At 28.8% G+C, this 14102-nt stretch carries 13 protein-coding genes; 8 read left to right on the top strand and 5 right to left on the bottom strand.

The features are described 5' to 3' along the window. Nucleotides 1-66: 66 nt before the first annotated feature. From ABXT61_RS06475 to ABXT61_RS06460, 4 genes are read left to right on the top strand one after another with little or no spacing between them, the layout of a single operon-like run. Complete coding sequence (locus ABXT61_RS06475) at nucleotides 67-1644, top strand: lysine--tRNA ligase (protein ID WP_415315074.1); 1578 nt, start codon at nucleotides 67-69, stop codon at nucleotides 1642-1644. Continuing rightward, the gene (locus ABXT61_RS06470) at nucleotides 1644-2696 is read left to right on the top strand and encodes a quinone-dependent dihydroorotate dehydrogenase (protein ID WP_415315072.1); all 1053 of its coding nucleotides are present in this window, start codon (nucleotides 1644-1646) and stop codon (nucleotides 2694-2696) included. The genes ABXT61_RS06475 and ABXT61_RS06470 overlap by 1 nt, the downstream gene beginning before the upstream one ends. 53 nt (nucleotides 2697-2749) lie before the next feature. Beyond that, nucleotides 2750-3073, top strand: coding sequence for a 50S ribosomal protein L28 (rpmB, locus tag ABXT61_RS06465; RefSeq protein ID WP_415278128.1), 324 nt, complete (start codon nucleotides 2750-2752; stop codon nucleotides 3071-3073). Beyond that, nucleotides 3073-3627, top strand: a complete 555-nt coding sequence (locus tag ABXT61_RS06460) for a queuosine precursor transporter (protein WP_415315070.1) — start codon at nucleotides 3073-3075, stop codon at nucleotides 3625-3627. Before rpmB ends, ABXT61_RS06460 begins: the two co-directional genes overlap by 1 nt. Here ABXT61_RS06460 and speB read toward each other — a convergent pair. The 3 genes from speB to ABXT61_RS06445 are packed head-to-tail and all read right to left on the bottom strand — an operon-like array spanning nucleotide 3624 to nucleotide 6723. Further along, nucleotides 3624-4499, bottom strand: a complete 876-nt coding sequence (gene speB / locus ABXT61_RS06455) for an agmatinase (RefSeq protein ID WP_415315068.1) — start codon at nucleotides 4497-4499, stop codon at nucleotides 3624-3626. The genes ABXT61_RS06460 and speB overlap by 4 nt on opposite strands. Nucleotides 4500-4501: 2 nt before the next feature. After that, nucleotides 4502-5545: a 1,9-bis(guanidino)-5-aza-nonane synthase gene (locus ABXT61_RS06450; RefSeq protein WP_415315066.1), complete on the bottom strand. Its 1044-nt coding sequence runs from the start codon at nucleotides 5543-5545 to the stop codon at nucleotides 4502-4504. Continuing rightward, entirely contained in the window at nucleotides 5545-6723 is a 1179-nt protein-coding gene (locus ABXT61_RS06445; RefSeq protein WP_415315065.1) for a type III PLP-dependent enzyme, read from the bottom strand. Before ABXT61_RS06445 ends, ABXT61_RS06450 begins: the two co-directional genes overlap by 1 nt. 146 nt (nucleotides 6724-6869) lie before the next feature. On the opposite strand from ABXT61_RS06445, the gene ABXT61_RS06440 reads away from it, so the two are divergent. Next, nucleotides 6870-7433, top strand: a complete 564-nt coding sequence (locus tag ABXT61_RS06440; protein ID WP_415315063.1) for an ActR/PrrA/RegA family redox response regulator transcription factor — start codon at nucleotides 6870-6872, stop codon at nucleotides 7431-7433. Here ABXT61_RS06440 and ABXT61_RS06435 read toward each other — a convergent pair. Further along, nucleotides 7426-7977 carry a biotin transporter BioY gene (locus tag ABXT61_RS06435; protein WP_415315062.1) on the bottom strand — a complete coding sequence of 184 codons (552 nt, stop codon included), beginning with the start codon at nucleotides 7975-7977 and terminating at the stop codon, nucleotides 7426-7428. The two genes, ABXT61_RS06440 and ABXT61_RS06435, sit on opposite strands and share 8 nt — an antisense overlap. Nucleotides 7978-8009: 32 nt before the next feature. Further along, complete coding sequence (locus ABXT61_RS06430) at nucleotides 8010-8939, bottom strand: ABC transporter ATP-binding protein (protein WP_415315060.1); 930 nt, start codon at nucleotides 8937-8939, stop codon at nucleotides 8010-8012. A gap of 50 nt (nucleotides 8940-8989) precedes the next feature. Here ABXT61_RS06430 and polA point away from each other — a divergent pair, with 50 nt between their 5' ends. The 3 genes from polA to ABXT61_RS06415 are packed head-to-tail and all read left to right on the top strand — an operon-like array spanning nucleotide 8990 to nucleotide 14060. Beyond that, nucleotides 8990-11764 carry a DNA polymerase I gene (polA, locus tag ABXT61_RS06425; protein WP_415315058.1) on the top strand — a complete coding sequence of 925 codons (2775 nt, stop codon included), beginning with the start codon at nucleotides 8990-8992 and terminating at the stop codon, nucleotides 11762-11764. 50 nt (nucleotides 11765-11814) lie between these two features. Continuing rightward, nucleotides 11815-12522 (top strand): response regulator transcription factor, encoded by a 708-nt coding sequence (locus tag ABXT61_RS06420; RefSeq protein WP_415315056.1) that lies wholly within the window; start codon nucleotides 11815-11817, stop codon nucleotides 12520-12522. Beyond that, the gene (locus ABXT61_RS06415; protein WP_415315055.1) at nucleotides 12522-14060 is read left to right on the top strand and encodes a sensor histidine kinase; all 1539 of its coding nucleotides are present in this window, start codon (nucleotides 12522-12524) and stop codon (nucleotides 14058-14060) included. The genes ABXT61_RS06420 and ABXT61_RS06415 overlap by 1 nt, the downstream gene beginning before the upstream one ends. The last annotated feature ends 42 nt before the right edge of the window (nucleotides 14061-14102 follow it).

The following is a 14102-nucleotide window of genomic DNA, read 5'->3' as shown; positions in this document are numbered from 1 at the left end:
ACATTATTTTATGGTAAATAAATTTCAACTCTATAAGAATTAATAAAAACACCAAATATAAGATATTTGTTATTAAACAAAGTGATTAAAAAAGATAATTTAGATAAAACTAACGCATGGCCTTTTGTAGAGGCTAAAAAATTACTGCGTGAAAGAAAGTCCTTTATAGCTAAAAAGGGTAAAATAATTTTACAAACTGGTTATGGTCCCAGTGGGTTGCCCCACATAGGTACATTTGGTGAAGTTGCAAGAACATCGATGATGGTTAATGCTCTAAAACAACTCACTGATACACCAACAGAAATCATAACTTTTTCTGATGATATGGATGGTCTTAGAAAAGTTCCAGAAAACGTTCCAAATCAAGAGCTCTTAAATAACAATCTTCATAAGCCTCTAACTCAAGTGCCAGACCCATTTGAAAAATTTTCAAGTTTTGGCGAACACAATAACGAAATGTTAAAAGATTTTTTAAATAAATTTAATTTTGAATATAATTTTCAAAGCTCTTCAGTTCTTTATAAGGGTGGTTTTTTTAATCCCACATTACAGATAATCCTAGAAAATTATCAAGGTATTATGGATATAATTCTTCCAACACTAGGAAAAGAAAGACAAAAAACTTACAGTCCATTTTTACCAATTTGTCCAGATACTGGTAAGGTTTTAGAAATTCCAGTTTTAGAAATAATAGAAGAAAAATCTAAAATTATATTTGATAATAATGGAAAAAAACTTGAAGTAAGCCTCTTAGATGGAAATTGTAAATTACAATGGAAAGTAGATTGGGCAATGAGATGGTACGCCCTTGATATAGATTTTGAAATGTATGGAAAAGATTTAATTGAAAGTGCAATATTATCATCAAGAATAATCAAGTTAATTGGAAAAACAAACCCATCTGGTTTCGCTTATGAGCTTTTTTTAGATGAAAAAGGAGAAAAAATATCTAAATCAAAAGGAAATGGAATTACGATTGATCAGTGGCTGGAGTACGCATCACCTGAGAGTCTTTCATTGTATATGTATCAAAATCCAAAAAGAGCAAAAAAATTATATAAAGAAATAGTTCCTAAAACAGTCGACGAATACTTGGACCTTATAGAAAAAGCTAAAAATCAAAATGAGCTGCAGTTATTAATGAATCCAGTTTGGCATGTGCATAATGGATTAATTCCTAAAGAAGATACTATTATGAGCTTTTCAATGCTTTTAAATTTAGTAGAAACGAGCAATGCAGATTCTAAGGAATTGCTTTGGAAATTTGTAAAAAAATATAAAAAAAATCTCTTAGAAAAAGAACATCCAATTTTTGATAATCTAATTGGTTATGCAATTAAGTATTTTAATGATGTAATAAAATTAAAAAAAAAATATAAAAAACCGGATGCAAGTGAAAAATTAGCACTAGAAGCACTGGTTAAGTCTCTTGATAGCTGCAATGATAAAATGTTGCCTGAGGATATTCAGACATTAATTTATTCAACAGGAAAAGAAAATGGTTATGCAGAAAACTTGCGTGATTGGTTTAAATTAATTTATGAGGTTGTTTTTGGAGATGAAAATGGACCAAGAATGGGTTTTTTTATAAGTTTTTTTGGAGTAAACGAAACTAAAGAATTAATTAAAGAAAAAATAAAATAATGTTCTCAAAATTCAGATCACTGATTTTCAAAATTGATCCTGAAACAGCTCATAATTTAGCAATTAAGTCTTTAAAACTAAACATATTACCAAATATAACTGATCAAAATAAAGGAGATCCAATATTTGAGACTAATTTATTTGGTAAGAATATAGACAATCCAATAGGAATGGCTGCTGGGTTTGATAAAAATGCTGAAGTTTATAATTCATTATTTAAACTTGGATTTGGGTTTGTTGAAGTGGGGACCGTTACACCACTTAAACAGTATGGAAATCCAAAACCAAGAGTATTTAGATTGGTGGAAGACGAAGCACTTATAAATAGATTGGGATTTAATAATTCAGGATCAGAAAGTGTAAGCAATAGAATTCGATCAAATTTGAATAAGGGTTTATTGGGAATTAATATAGGTCCAAATAAAGATAGTGATGATAGGCTAAATGATTATTTAATTGGTCTTAGAACTTTTCATGATATCGCTGATTATATTACAGTTAATATTTCTTCACCTAATACAGAAAACTTAAGAAGTTTTCATGATGAAACTAAATTTCATGAATTAATGAATTTAGTTAAAGAAGAAAAAATTAAGCTTAAATCTAAAATTCCAATTGTTGTAAAAATTTCTCCTGATATTTCAGATGAACAAATTGAAGTATTAAGTAAAATATTGTTAGAACACAAAGTAAGTGCAATAATTGTTTCAAACACAACTGCAGGCAATAGAGGTAAATTAAACAATATACTGAAACATCAAAAGGGTGGTTTATCTGGAAAACCCCTTGAAGAAGAAGCTAATAAATTAATAAGTAAGTTTTATAGATTATTAAAAAATAAAATTGAAATTATTGGAGTAGGTGGTGTGGACTCAGGAGAAAGTGCACATAGAAAATTTTTAGCTGGTGCAAGCTATGTTCAATTATATACTGGTATGGTTTTTCAGGGCCCCAATATTGTTGGAAAAATAAAAAAAGAGTTAAAAGAAATATTAATTACTGATGGGATCAAGAATTTTAGAGAAATAATAGGCAAGAAACAGCCTAATTAAAGCTAATAAACTTGACGAGGTCACAAACTCATCTTATATAGTCACTAAATATTATGTCTAAAAAATGTGAATTAACCGGCAAAATACCTATGAAAGGTCACAATGTTAGTCATGCTAACAATAAGACCAATAGAAGATTTTTACCAAATTTAAAAAAAACAAAATTTAAAAGTGAACTTTTAAAAAGAAGCTTAACTTTAACTGTTAGCAATGCAGGTGTTAGATGTGTTGATAAAAAAGGTACTTTTGATGAATTTTTAAAGACTGCAAGAAATAAAAATATATCACCAAGATTAAAAAAATTAAAAAAAAGTATATTAATTAAGTCACCATTCGTAAAAAAAGCACCCAAAGTATCCCCTAGTAAATCAGCTTAATGAAAAAGTTTTTTATACTACTCTCATTTATAATGGGAGTTGTTGTTTTAACTTCAAATTATTTAGTACAATTTCCGATCAACTATTATGGTTTGGAAGAAATATTAACTTATGGAGCTTTTAGTTATCCAGTTGCATTTTTAATTACAGATTTAGCTAATAGATCTTATGGCAAGGTTGTAGCTAGAAAAATTGTTTATGTTGGTTTTATTATAGGGATTGTATTTACTCTTTTCTTTTCAACAAATTTTGCAGACTTAATTTCAGTCAGAATTGCTATAGGTTCAGGTACAGCATTTATGGTTGCACAGTTGTTGGATGTTCAAATTTTTGACTATTTAAGAAAAAAGAAATGGTTTGTTGCTCCATTAACTTCATCATTAATTGGATCTACTGTAGATACATTTTTATTCTTCTCTATCTCATTTTATGCAACTGGAATTCCATGGGTTACTTTATCTCTAGGTGACTTAGCGGTTAAAATATTTGTTGCTTTAACAATGTTAATTCCATTCAGATTATTATTGGGAACTCTTAAAGCTTTAAAAGCTTAGTATAAAAATTTGTACGATAAAATTTTATAAGCAAGTTTTGCCACAAGAAAATTGTAAGAATTAAAACCTTTTATAGGTGAAAGTTCATTTATATCTGCACCAACAATATTAGAGTTCTTAGCAGCTATCCGTATAATATTTAAAGTTTCATCCCATAATAGCCCACCTGGTTCAGGTGTACCTGTTGCGGGCATTATACTTGAATCTAAACCATCAACATCAAATGTTAAATAAACTGTTTTATTCTTTATCATTTTTTTAAATTTTTTTAAGTCCCATTTACTTTTGTCTTTTGCCCAAAAGATATCAATTCTAGATGAGTTTTTTTTTAAGAATGGTATTTCACTTTGAGATATATTTCTGATCCCAAATGAGATTATTGAAACATTTTTATGATCAAGACATCTCCTAATAGCTGAAGCATGAGAAAATTTTTCTCCATTATAACTCTCCCTTAAATCTGCATGTGCATCAAAATGTAGTAGGCATATTTCTTTGTATTTTTTTATAAATGGAGAAATACATCCGGGTGTTATTGAGTGTTCCCCACCAAAAGTGATTGGAAATAGTTTTTTATCTAATATTTCTTGATTTATATCAGACATCTTTTTAAGAGCTTTTTTAATGTCTTTATCAATTTTAAATGGTTTTAAAGTTTTAATCCCAATTTTTTTGTAGGGTTCACAATGTAATTCTTCATCATATAATTCAACTTGATGTGATGCTTTGATAATTTCTTTAGGGCCATTACGAGTTCCACCACCATAACTTACAGTTTTTTCTAAACCAAATGGAACAACTACTACTTTTTCTTTAAAATTAACATCATTGTCAATTCCTAGAAACCCATTTTTATTAGAAAGATATTTCAATTTTATTTAAATATTTTTGAGAAGTTTTTTCTCGTTCTATTTTTCCAGTCACCTTTATGATAAGCATCACTTGCAATCAAAGGAAGGACACTAGTTGCTTCTGCAAAAACCATTTGTTCTTTTGCAATATCTACTTTGCCCCAAGAACTTGCTTCTTTTAATGTGGAGCTACTACAAGCACCATCCCTTGAATCTGCCACTGTAATTTGCACTGCATACTTATGCATCTCAACCTCTTTTCCTAAAAGTTCAGCACAGATAACAGTATCTTGAACAAAATTTTTTGGCACTCCTCCACCGATCATAAATAAGCCAGATCCTTTCGATTGAATCTTTATTTCAGTTAATTCACGAAGCTCTCTAATAGAATCTATCGTAATATGGTTTTTAGGATTATTTTCTTGGTGAGTGACCAATCCAAAACCAGCACTTGAGTCTGTAAATGCGGGACAAAAAATGGGAACATTATTGTCATATGCAGTTTCAATTAAAGAATCTTTTTTTTTAGAATTTTTCTTTAAATATTTTCCCATTTCATAAATAAATTCTCTTGATGTATAGCTTCTTGGATCAAGTGTATCTGCTATTTCACATATTTTTTGATCACATTCCTGTAACTCTTCTTCATCAATATATGTATCGTAAATCCTATCTATATAATTTTTTCTTAATTCAGTGTCATCTTGAAACTGTGAACCTTGGTAATGCTTAAAGCCTAAAGCTTCAAAAAAATCCATATCAACTATTGAAGCTCCTGTAGCAATAATTGCATCAACCATATTATATTTAACTAAATCTTTATAAATATTCATACATCCTGCGGCAGAAGTTGACCCAGCAAGCGTTAAAAAAATTGTGCAATCCTTATCTTGAATCATTTCATTAAAAATATTGGCTGCATTTGCTGTTTCTCTTGAAACAAAAGACATTTTTTCCATTGAGGAAATTATTTTCCTTGCATCAAACGAAGTAATATCGATGTGTTCAACTGGATTTTGTAAGAAGCTTTTTTTGCTATTATGAGTTAAATTTTTGTTTTCTGACATTAAGCAACTAATATACCTTTATTGCTCTCTTTACCATATAACGTCATTATAGGTTCGTCTTCTACTTCATAAATTTCATTAGAATAAAAACCATTGAATTGAGTTCTGAAAGTTAGACCATAGGCCCCAAGTTGACCTAGCTCAATATAATCATTTTCCTTAATATTATTTGGAAGTAGAAATGGTCCCCTCATGTAATCCATACTATCACAAGTAGGGCCATAAAAATCAAAAGCAGTTAGTTTTTTTGATATTGCTTTTCCACTTTTAATTAAGCGAGAAGGGTAAACTATGTTTGGTGTACCCGCATCAAAAAGAGTTCCATACGTTCCATCATTTATATAAAGTTTTTGTTTTTTTCTAAGATTTACTCTTACAATTGTTGATCCACTTTCTGCAACTAATGCTCTTCCAGGCTCACATAATATTTCAGGAAGTTTTTCTAACTTTAAATTTGATAAACCTTTTTTTATTTCTTCAAAATAATTATCCAAAGATTGAGGTACAAGATCTGGATAAATTGCAGGAAATCCACCTCCAATATTAATATAATCTGGAATAATTTTAGTTTTTTTTATTATATTTCCAATGTCTGCAATCCCTTTTGTATATGAAATAGGATGCATACATTGAGATCCCACATGGAAACTTAAACCTATTTTTTTTGCATATTGTTTTGTCAATCTTAACAAACCATTTGCTTCAGATATTGATGATCCAAATTTTGTTGATAAATCTATTTCAGCATGCTCATTTGAAACAGCTACTCTTACAAATAATTCAAGGTCTTTTGCCTCATTAGTTGTTTCAATAATTTTTATTAATTCATCTTTAGTATCAAGAGAAAAAGCTTTAACATTATAATTAAAATAAGCTTCTTTAATACTTTCTCTACTTTTGACTGTATGCATATATGAACATTTTGCATTAGGATTAATTGCCCTTATATCTTTAATTTCTTGAATAGAGGCTATATCAAAGTTCTCAATCCCACTCTCTACTATTTTTTTTAGTACTTCAGGATGTGAGTTAGTTTTAACAGCATATAGCACTTTACCAGGAAATTTATTTCTAAAATATGTAGAAGCTAATTGTATTGATTTTTTCCTAATACAATAAATAGGTTTTTCTGGCTTTAGTTGATTTATAAGATCATCAACTGTTTTAAATTTTTGCATTATGTCTCCAAAAAAAATTTAATAAAAAAAAGTTTTTAAAAATACTTAAAAACTTTCATATAAATCATGCAATTAAGGCAATAATTAATTAATGTAAAGTAAATAATAGGTGTTGAAACTATCAGATAAGGCACCATATTAACTTCATGGCCGAACTAAATAATTTAAAAAAACTAAGTGATTTTGACAATAAAACCTTATTAATCGTTGATGATGACAATCCTTTCAGAGACAGGCTTGCTAGAGCAATGGAAAAAAAAGGGTTTGAGGTTTTTCAAGCTGAGAGTGTACAAAAGGGAATACTATCTGTTATAGAAAAAAAACCAGGCTTTGCTGTTGTTGACCTTAGACTAGCTGATGGAAACGGGCTTCAAGTAGTTAAACAAATTCAAATTTCTAATCCAAGTAGTAGAATTATAATGTTAACAGGATATGGAAATATTCCAACAGCTGTAGCTGCAATTAAAGAAGGTGCAATTGATTATCTTGCAAAGCCAGCAGACGCAGATGATGTTGAAAAAGCATTACTAGCCGATCCAGAAAAAAAAGCTGAACCACCAGAAAACCCTATGTCGGCTGATAGAGTTAAGTGGGAACACATTCATAGAGTTTTTGAATTATGTAATAGGAATGTATCTGAAACCGCTAGAAGACTTAAAATGCACAGAAGAACATTACAAAGAATTTTATCTAAAAGATCCCCTAGATAAATTTTCTGAATTTAATAATCTTTTTAGCCAATAAAGTTAACAAACAAATTTTGAATAATTCAGCTAATAAAAATGGTGTAACACCCAATTGAAGAATTGGTTTATCCCATCCAATTAAAATTCCTAACCAAATAACTCCAAATACATAGATTACAGAAACAGAAAATATTAATTTTCCAAATATTATAAAAATATTTTTGTTAAGATTTAAATAGCCTGCAAAAAAAGAAGCAAATAAAAATCCAACTAAATATCCCATTGTTGGACCAGTAAAATAAACTATTCCAATGCCTTTTTCTGGTGAGTTAGAAAATACAGGCATTCCCAAAATACCCTCTAGAAGGTAAACAGCTACAGATGCCAGGCCAATTTTATATCCAAAAACAATTCCCAAAAAAAGAACTACAAAAGTTTGCATTGTCATAGGTACAGGATAAAATGGTATTTTTAATTTAGCTGAAATAGTTAAAGCCATTGTTCCTATAAAAATTAGAATAAATGTTTTTAATATTTTTTGAATTGAATTAGTTTTTAATAGATCCATATCTACAAATTACTATTTATTAATGTGATAATCTAGTTTTTTATTAGTCTTAAAAAAACATCCTCTAAATCACCATCATCGGTTGAAATATCTATAATTTTTACGTTATTTTTTTTAATTAAATTAATTAATTCTTCCATATTAATTTTACTTTTTTCATAAGAAACACAAACCTCATTATCTAAGTGTAAGATTATTTTTAAAGATTCTAGATCGTCATCATTAATATTAATCTTTAGGTCAGTTTTAAAGGTTACTTTTTTGGTTTGAATTCTATCTAATAAATTTTTAGTACTGTCTAGGGCAACAATATTTCCTTTATTTAATATAGCTATTCTTCCACACATTTCCTCAGCTTCTTCAAGATAATGAGTTGTTAGAATGATAGTAACACCAAGTTCATTGAGTAATTTTACATTTTTCCATAAATTTTGTCTCAACTCCACATCAACACCAGCCGTAGGTTCGTCCAAAATAACTATTGGTGGCTGATGAACTAAAGCTTTAGCCATTAGCAATCTTCTTTTCATTCCACCAGATAAACTTCTAGCATAGCTGTTAGCTTGTTTTTCTAGGGATACCAACTTTAGAATCGTATCTGTAATTCTATCTTTTTCTTTAATTCCATAGAGACCAGCCTGTAATTCTAATAATTTTCTTGGACTAAAAAATGGATCAAGGTTTACTTCTTGAGGAACAATTCCAACTGAAGCTCTAACTTGTCTTGGGTTCTTATCTAAGTCAAAACCCCAGACATTTACTTCTCCTGCTGTTTTTACCACTGTTCCAGCTAAAATATTTATAAATGTTGTTTTTCCAGCACCATTAGGACCAAGAAGACCAAAAATTTCTCCTTCTTTCACGTCTAAGTTTAAATCATTTAATGCAAGGTTGTCCGCAGCCTGTTTACTTGAATAAATTTTTTTTAAGTTTTTAACAGAAAGTATATTTTTTTGCTCCATGCTTGTTAATACATTTATAGTATTTAAAATAATTAAGATAATATTATTTAATGGATAAAATAAAAAAAACAGATCATTTTTATTTAATAGATGGTTCGGGTTATATTTTTAGAGCTTATTATGCATTGCCCCCACTAACTAGAAAAAGTGACGGCCTACCTGTTGGTGCAGTTAGTGGATTTTGTAGTATGCTATTTAAACTATTAGAGGATTCAAAATCAAATGAAAATCTTCAAAAACCTACGCACTTTGCAGTAATATTTGATGCAGCTAGAAAAACTTTTAGAAATGAAATCTATTCAGACTACAAAGCTAATAGGTCAGAAGCACCAGATGATTTGGCACCACAGTTTGAATACATAAGAAAGTCTGTAGTTGCTTTTAATTTACCATCTGTCGATCTTCCAAATTATGAAGCAGATGATTTAATAGCCACCTATGTAGAACAAATTTTAGCAAAGGGTGCGAAGGTAACAATAGTCTCCTCAGATAAAGACTTGATGCAATTGTATAGAAAAGACGTTCGTATATTTGATCCAATGAAAAATAAATTTATAACATCTGAAGATATAGTAACCAAATTTGGTGTGGGTCCAGAAAAAGTTATAGATGTTCAGTCCTTAGCTGGAGACAGTAGCGATAATGTTCCTGGAGTTCCAGGTATAGGTGTTAAAACTGCAGCAGAACTGATTAATAAGTATGGAACTTTAGAAAAGTTATTAGATAACACCCAAGAAATAAAACAAAATAAACGAAGAGAAACACTTATAGAAAACAAAGATAAAGCAATAATTAGTAAAAAATTAGTGACACTCATGAAGGATGCTCCTGTTGAAAGAAAGATAGAAGAATTTCATCTAAAGGAGATTGATAAAGATAAACTATATAAATTTTTAAGAGAAATGGAGTTTAATAGACTTCTTAGCTCAGTCATTTCTGCATATGGAGAACCTGAGCTAGGAGAAATTGTAAGTGAGAGAAAACCTGAAAAAAAACAGCAAAACATAAATAAAAAAAATTATCATTTAATTACAAATGAAAAAGAAATAGATGAGTGGATTAACGAAGCAGAAGAAGCTGGAGAACTAGCAATTGATACTGAAACTAGCTCACTAGATGTACATCAAGCTGATTTAGTGGGAATTTCATTAAGCACTAAAATTGGTAAGGCTTGTTACATTCCAATTGGTCATAAGTTTAAAGGATGTTTAAAAAAAGAAACTGTAATCAAAAAACTAAAACCACTTTTAGAAGACAAGAGTGTAAAAAAGATTGGTCAAAATATTAAGTTTGATTTTATTGTCTTGTTTAAACAGGGAATAGATATGAAATCAATGGAAGATACAATGTTGATGTCTTATGTATTGGATGCTGGAAAAAATAGACACAACATGGATACCTTGTCTGAGATTCATCTACAGCATAAAACAATTTCATTTAAAGAAATTGTTGGCACAGGTAAGAAAGAAATAAATTTTAGTGATGTAGAGCTAGATAAGGCAATGGAGTATGCTGCTGAAGATGCTGATATTACTTATAGATTATACAAAATATTTAGTAACAATTTAAAATTAGAAAAATTAACTAACATTTATGAGATCTTTGAAAAACCTTTAATTAAAATATTAGCATTTATGGAAATTGAAGGAATAAAAGTTGATAATAAATTTTTAAAGCGGTTGTCTGAAAAATTTGAAAAAAAAATCAATAAACTAGAAAAAGAAGTTTTTAAAATTTCAAAAAAAGAATTTAATATTGCCTCACCAAAACAATTAGGTGAAATTATTTACAATGATTTAAAGATTGCCGTACTAAAAAAAACTAGAAAAGGAAGTTTTGCTACAAACGCAAGTGTGTTAGAAGACTTAGCATTTAAAGGACATGAATTTCCAAAATTAATTCTAGACTGGCGTCAAGTATCTAAACTTAAAAATACTTACTCAGATGCTTTACCCGAACATATTAATCCAAACACAAAACGAGTTCATACTTCATTTTTATTGGCAGCAACAACAACAGGAAGACTAGCTTCCAGTGATCCAAATCTACAAAATATTCCTATTAAATCAGATGATGGTAAAGATATAAGAAAAGCTTTTATAGCAGAAAAAGGGTTCACATTAATATCTGCAGATTATAATCAGATTGAAATGAGAATTTTAGCTGACTTGGCAGAAGTCAAAGAGCTGAAAAAAGCGTTTAGTAATAACGAAGATATTCATTCTCTAACAGCAAGCCAAGTATTTAATGTCGATATTAAAAAAGTAGACCAAGACATGAGAAGGAAGGCCAAGGCTATTAATTTTGGAATAATTTATGGTATTTCACAATATGGGCTTGCAAAACAAATCAACGTTTCAAATCATGAAGCAAATGAATTTTTAAATGCTTATTTCTTAAAATTTCCTGAAATAAAAATTTATATGGATAATGCAATTAAGTTTTGTAGAAAAAGTGGTTATGTAAATAATATTTTTGGTAGAAGGTCTCATTTTAATGGAATTAATGATAAAAATTTCAATGTAAGAAATTTTCAAGAAAGAGCAGCTATTAATGCTCCCATTCAAGGGTCAGCATCTGAAATCATGCGACTTGCAATGATTAGGCTTAACAAAAAATTTGAAAGTATTAAAAACAATAAATCAAAAATATTATTACAAATTCATGATGAGCTAATTTTTGAGGTCCCGGTAAAAGAAGTTAAAAATATAACTGAAATAATCAAGGATGAAATGACAAGTGTTACAGAAAGTGATTTACACACTTTTTCAACACCATTGACGGTAGATGTGAATACAGGGGACAATTGGGGAATACTTCATTAATTAATCTTCATTGCCTAAATTAGAACAATTTAGTAATTTTAAAGTAGATTATGCAAACACAAACAATAGCTCTTATTGATGACGATAGAAATATACTCACAAGCATAAGTATAGCACTTGAAAAAGAGGGCTTTAAAGTTCAAACGTACATTGATGGAGAAAGTGCTTTAATTGGGTTAACTAGAAATCCACCAGATCTTGCTGTTATAGATATAAAGATGCCTAAAATGGATGGCGAAGAACTTTTAAAAAAATTAAGAAAAAAAACTTCCTTACCTGTAATTTTTTTAACATCAAAAGATGATGAGATAGACGAACTGTTAGGCTTAAAGTTGGGTGCGGATGATTTTATAAAAAAGTCAGGAGGTTTTTCTATTAAAGTTTTAGTAGAAAGAATAAGGGTTCAGCTTAGAAAAAAAGATATTAACAATAATCTTGAAGATACAAAAAATATTATTTCACATGGAAAGCTAAAACTTGATCCCTCACAACTTGAATGTGAATGGGATAGCAAACAATTACCAGATAAGCTTACTACTACAGAATTTTTAATAGTTAAAGAGCTGGCAAAGAGACCGGGAATAATAAAAGAAAGAGCCCAGCTTATGGACATTGCTTATCGAGAAGATACGGATATTGAAGATAGAACTATTGATAGTCATGTTAAAAGAATTAGAAAAAAATTTAAAAAAGTTGACCCTGATTTTACAGCTATAGAAACAAGATATGGTAGTGGATACAGATGGAATGTTAGTTAATGTTCAGCAATTTTCTAAAAAGTTTATCTATATTAAAAAAATTTTTATTTATTAATTTAGTTATTTTTTTAATTATAGGGTGTTTAACGGTCCTTTACATTAGCAATGCAAAACCTAATTTAATAAAAAATAAAACATCCAAGCATATTCTGATAATTAACAATACAATTGAGCATATTTTAAGGTTAAATATAAAATTTGAAGAAGAAGATATTAGAAGATTTTTATTTTCAACAAGATTTTTATTTCAAAACTTAGAAAGAGTTATCTTATTTGATAATCAATTTAATTTAGTAGGTGATACTGATACGCTAGATTTAGACCCAAGATCCTTTTCTAGTAGACTAGATATAGTCGAGTTAGAAATTTTAGATAAAGAAAAAAGTAAAAAAATTGTAGAAACAAAAAATATCAATAAAGAAAAAACAGTTTCACTTAAAGATGTTTTGACTAATTATTCCTGGTCAAAAGATTATGGAAAACCCTTTACCTTTACCCAGGAGGGTTATGATCAATTTTTATTAACAACAGTTAAAAATATAACATTGAATGGAGTTAATATTGGATATCTAGTAATCACTGAAAATGCCAATGATGTTAAATCTGCTATTAATGAAAGAAAAACATTTATTCTAAGAACAGCAATATTTATAATTATTGTGATATTTATATTCTCTTTTGTTTTAAATAGATATTTTCTTAAGCCTATAAAAAACTTAGTAGCGTATACAAAAATTATAAAAGAGAAGAGTAAAAAAAAAACAAATATTAATGAACTTAAAAGTAGAAATGATGAGTTAGGAACTTTGTCAAATTCGTTAGATGATATGACAAGTGAACTTCAAAAAAGAATTTCACATGCAGAAAATTTTTCAACTGACCTTGTTCATGAGATAAGAAACCCACTAACGTCATTAAAAAGTGCTTCAGAAATATTGAATGAGACTGATGATCAGGCTCAAAGAAGTAAATTAATTAATATTCTCAATCATGATGTTCAAAGAATTGAAAGGTTGATCACTGATTATTCTCAAATGCTAAAAGATGAGGTTGCATTAAGTAAAGAAAAAATGAAAAAAATTAATCTTAAGTTAATTGCAAGATCTGTAGTAGATGATTTTAATAATATTTATGAAGCAAAAAGAGGAATACAAATAATGTTAAATGACCAAGGTGATCAAGAAGAATATTTTATCAATGGAATAGAAAATAGAATTGAGCAAATTATTGCAAATCTATTAGATAATTCAATTTCATTTAGTGAGGATAACAAAAAAATCTTAGTTGAAATTTACAAAGGAGATAAAGACAAAATTATTTTAAAAGTGATTGATGATGGTAAAGGATTTAAGGAAACAGATACAAAAAAAATATTTAATAGATTCTATAGTAATAGGCCAGATACTTTTGGCGAACACTCTGGTTTGGGTCTAAATATAGTAAAAAACCTTGTTGACCTTCATAGTGCTACTATCAATGCTTCAAACAATATTACGCAAAAAGGTGCAAATGTTGAGATTGTCTTCCCTAAAGTCTAATCATAAGTTGATTAATCAAATTTTTATTGTATAAAACCGAGC

Origin of the sequence: Candidatus Pelagibacter sp. Uisw_137 (assembly GCF_047720245.1) — a bacterium.
In the GTDB taxonomy this organism is placed as follows: domain Bacteria; phylum Pseudomonadota; class Alphaproteobacteria; order Pelagibacterales; family Pelagibacteraceae; genus Pelagibacter.
This window is presented reverse-complemented; position numbering and strand designations above follow the sequence as displayed.

Excerpts from the sequence above, each read along its gene's own strand:
- ABXT61_RS06470 (WP_415315072.1), top strand. The coding sequence starts at position 1,644 with ATGTTCTCAAAATTCAGATCACTGATTTTCAAAATTGATCCTGAAACA.
- rpmB (WP_415278128.1), top strand. The coding sequence starts at position 2,750 with ATGTCTAAAAAATGTGAATTAACCGGCAAAATACCTATGAAAGGTCAC.
- ABXT61_RS06460 (WP_415315070.1), top strand. The coding sequence starts at position 3,073 with ATGAAAAAGTTTTTTATACTACTCTCATTTATAATGGGAGTTGTTGTT.
- ABXT61_RS06450 (WP_415315066.1), bottom strand. The coding sequence starts at position 5,545 with ATGTCAGAAAACAAAAATTTAACTCATAATAGCAAAAAAAGCTTCTTA.
- ABXT61_RS06445 (WP_415315065.1), bottom strand. The coding sequence starts at position 6,723 with ATGCAAAAATTTAAAACAGTTGATGATCTTATAAATCAACTAAAGCCA.
- ABXT61_RS06440 (WP_415315063.1), top strand. The coding sequence starts at position 6,870 with ATGGCCGAACTAAATAATTTAAAAAAACTAAGTGATTTTGACAATAAA.
- ABXT61_RS06435 (WP_415315062.1), bottom strand. The coding sequence starts at position 7,977 with ATGGATCTATTAAAAACTAATTCAATTCAAAAAATATTAAAAACATTT.
- ABXT61_RS06430 (WP_415315060.1), bottom strand. The coding sequence starts at position 8,939 with ATGGAGCAAAAAAATATACTTTCTGTTAAAAACTTAAAAAAAATTTAT.
- polA (WP_415315058.1), top strand. The coding sequence starts at position 8,990 with ATGGATAAAATAAAAAAAACAGATCATTTTTATTTAATAGATGGTTCG.
- ABXT61_RS06420 (WP_415315056.1), top strand. The coding sequence starts at position 11,815 with ATGCAAACACAAACAATAGCTCTTATTGATGACGATAGAAATATACTC.
- ABXT61_RS06415 (WP_415315055.1), top strand. The coding sequence starts at position 12,522 with ATGTTCAGCAATTTTCTAAAAAGTTTATCTATATTAAAAAAATTTTTA.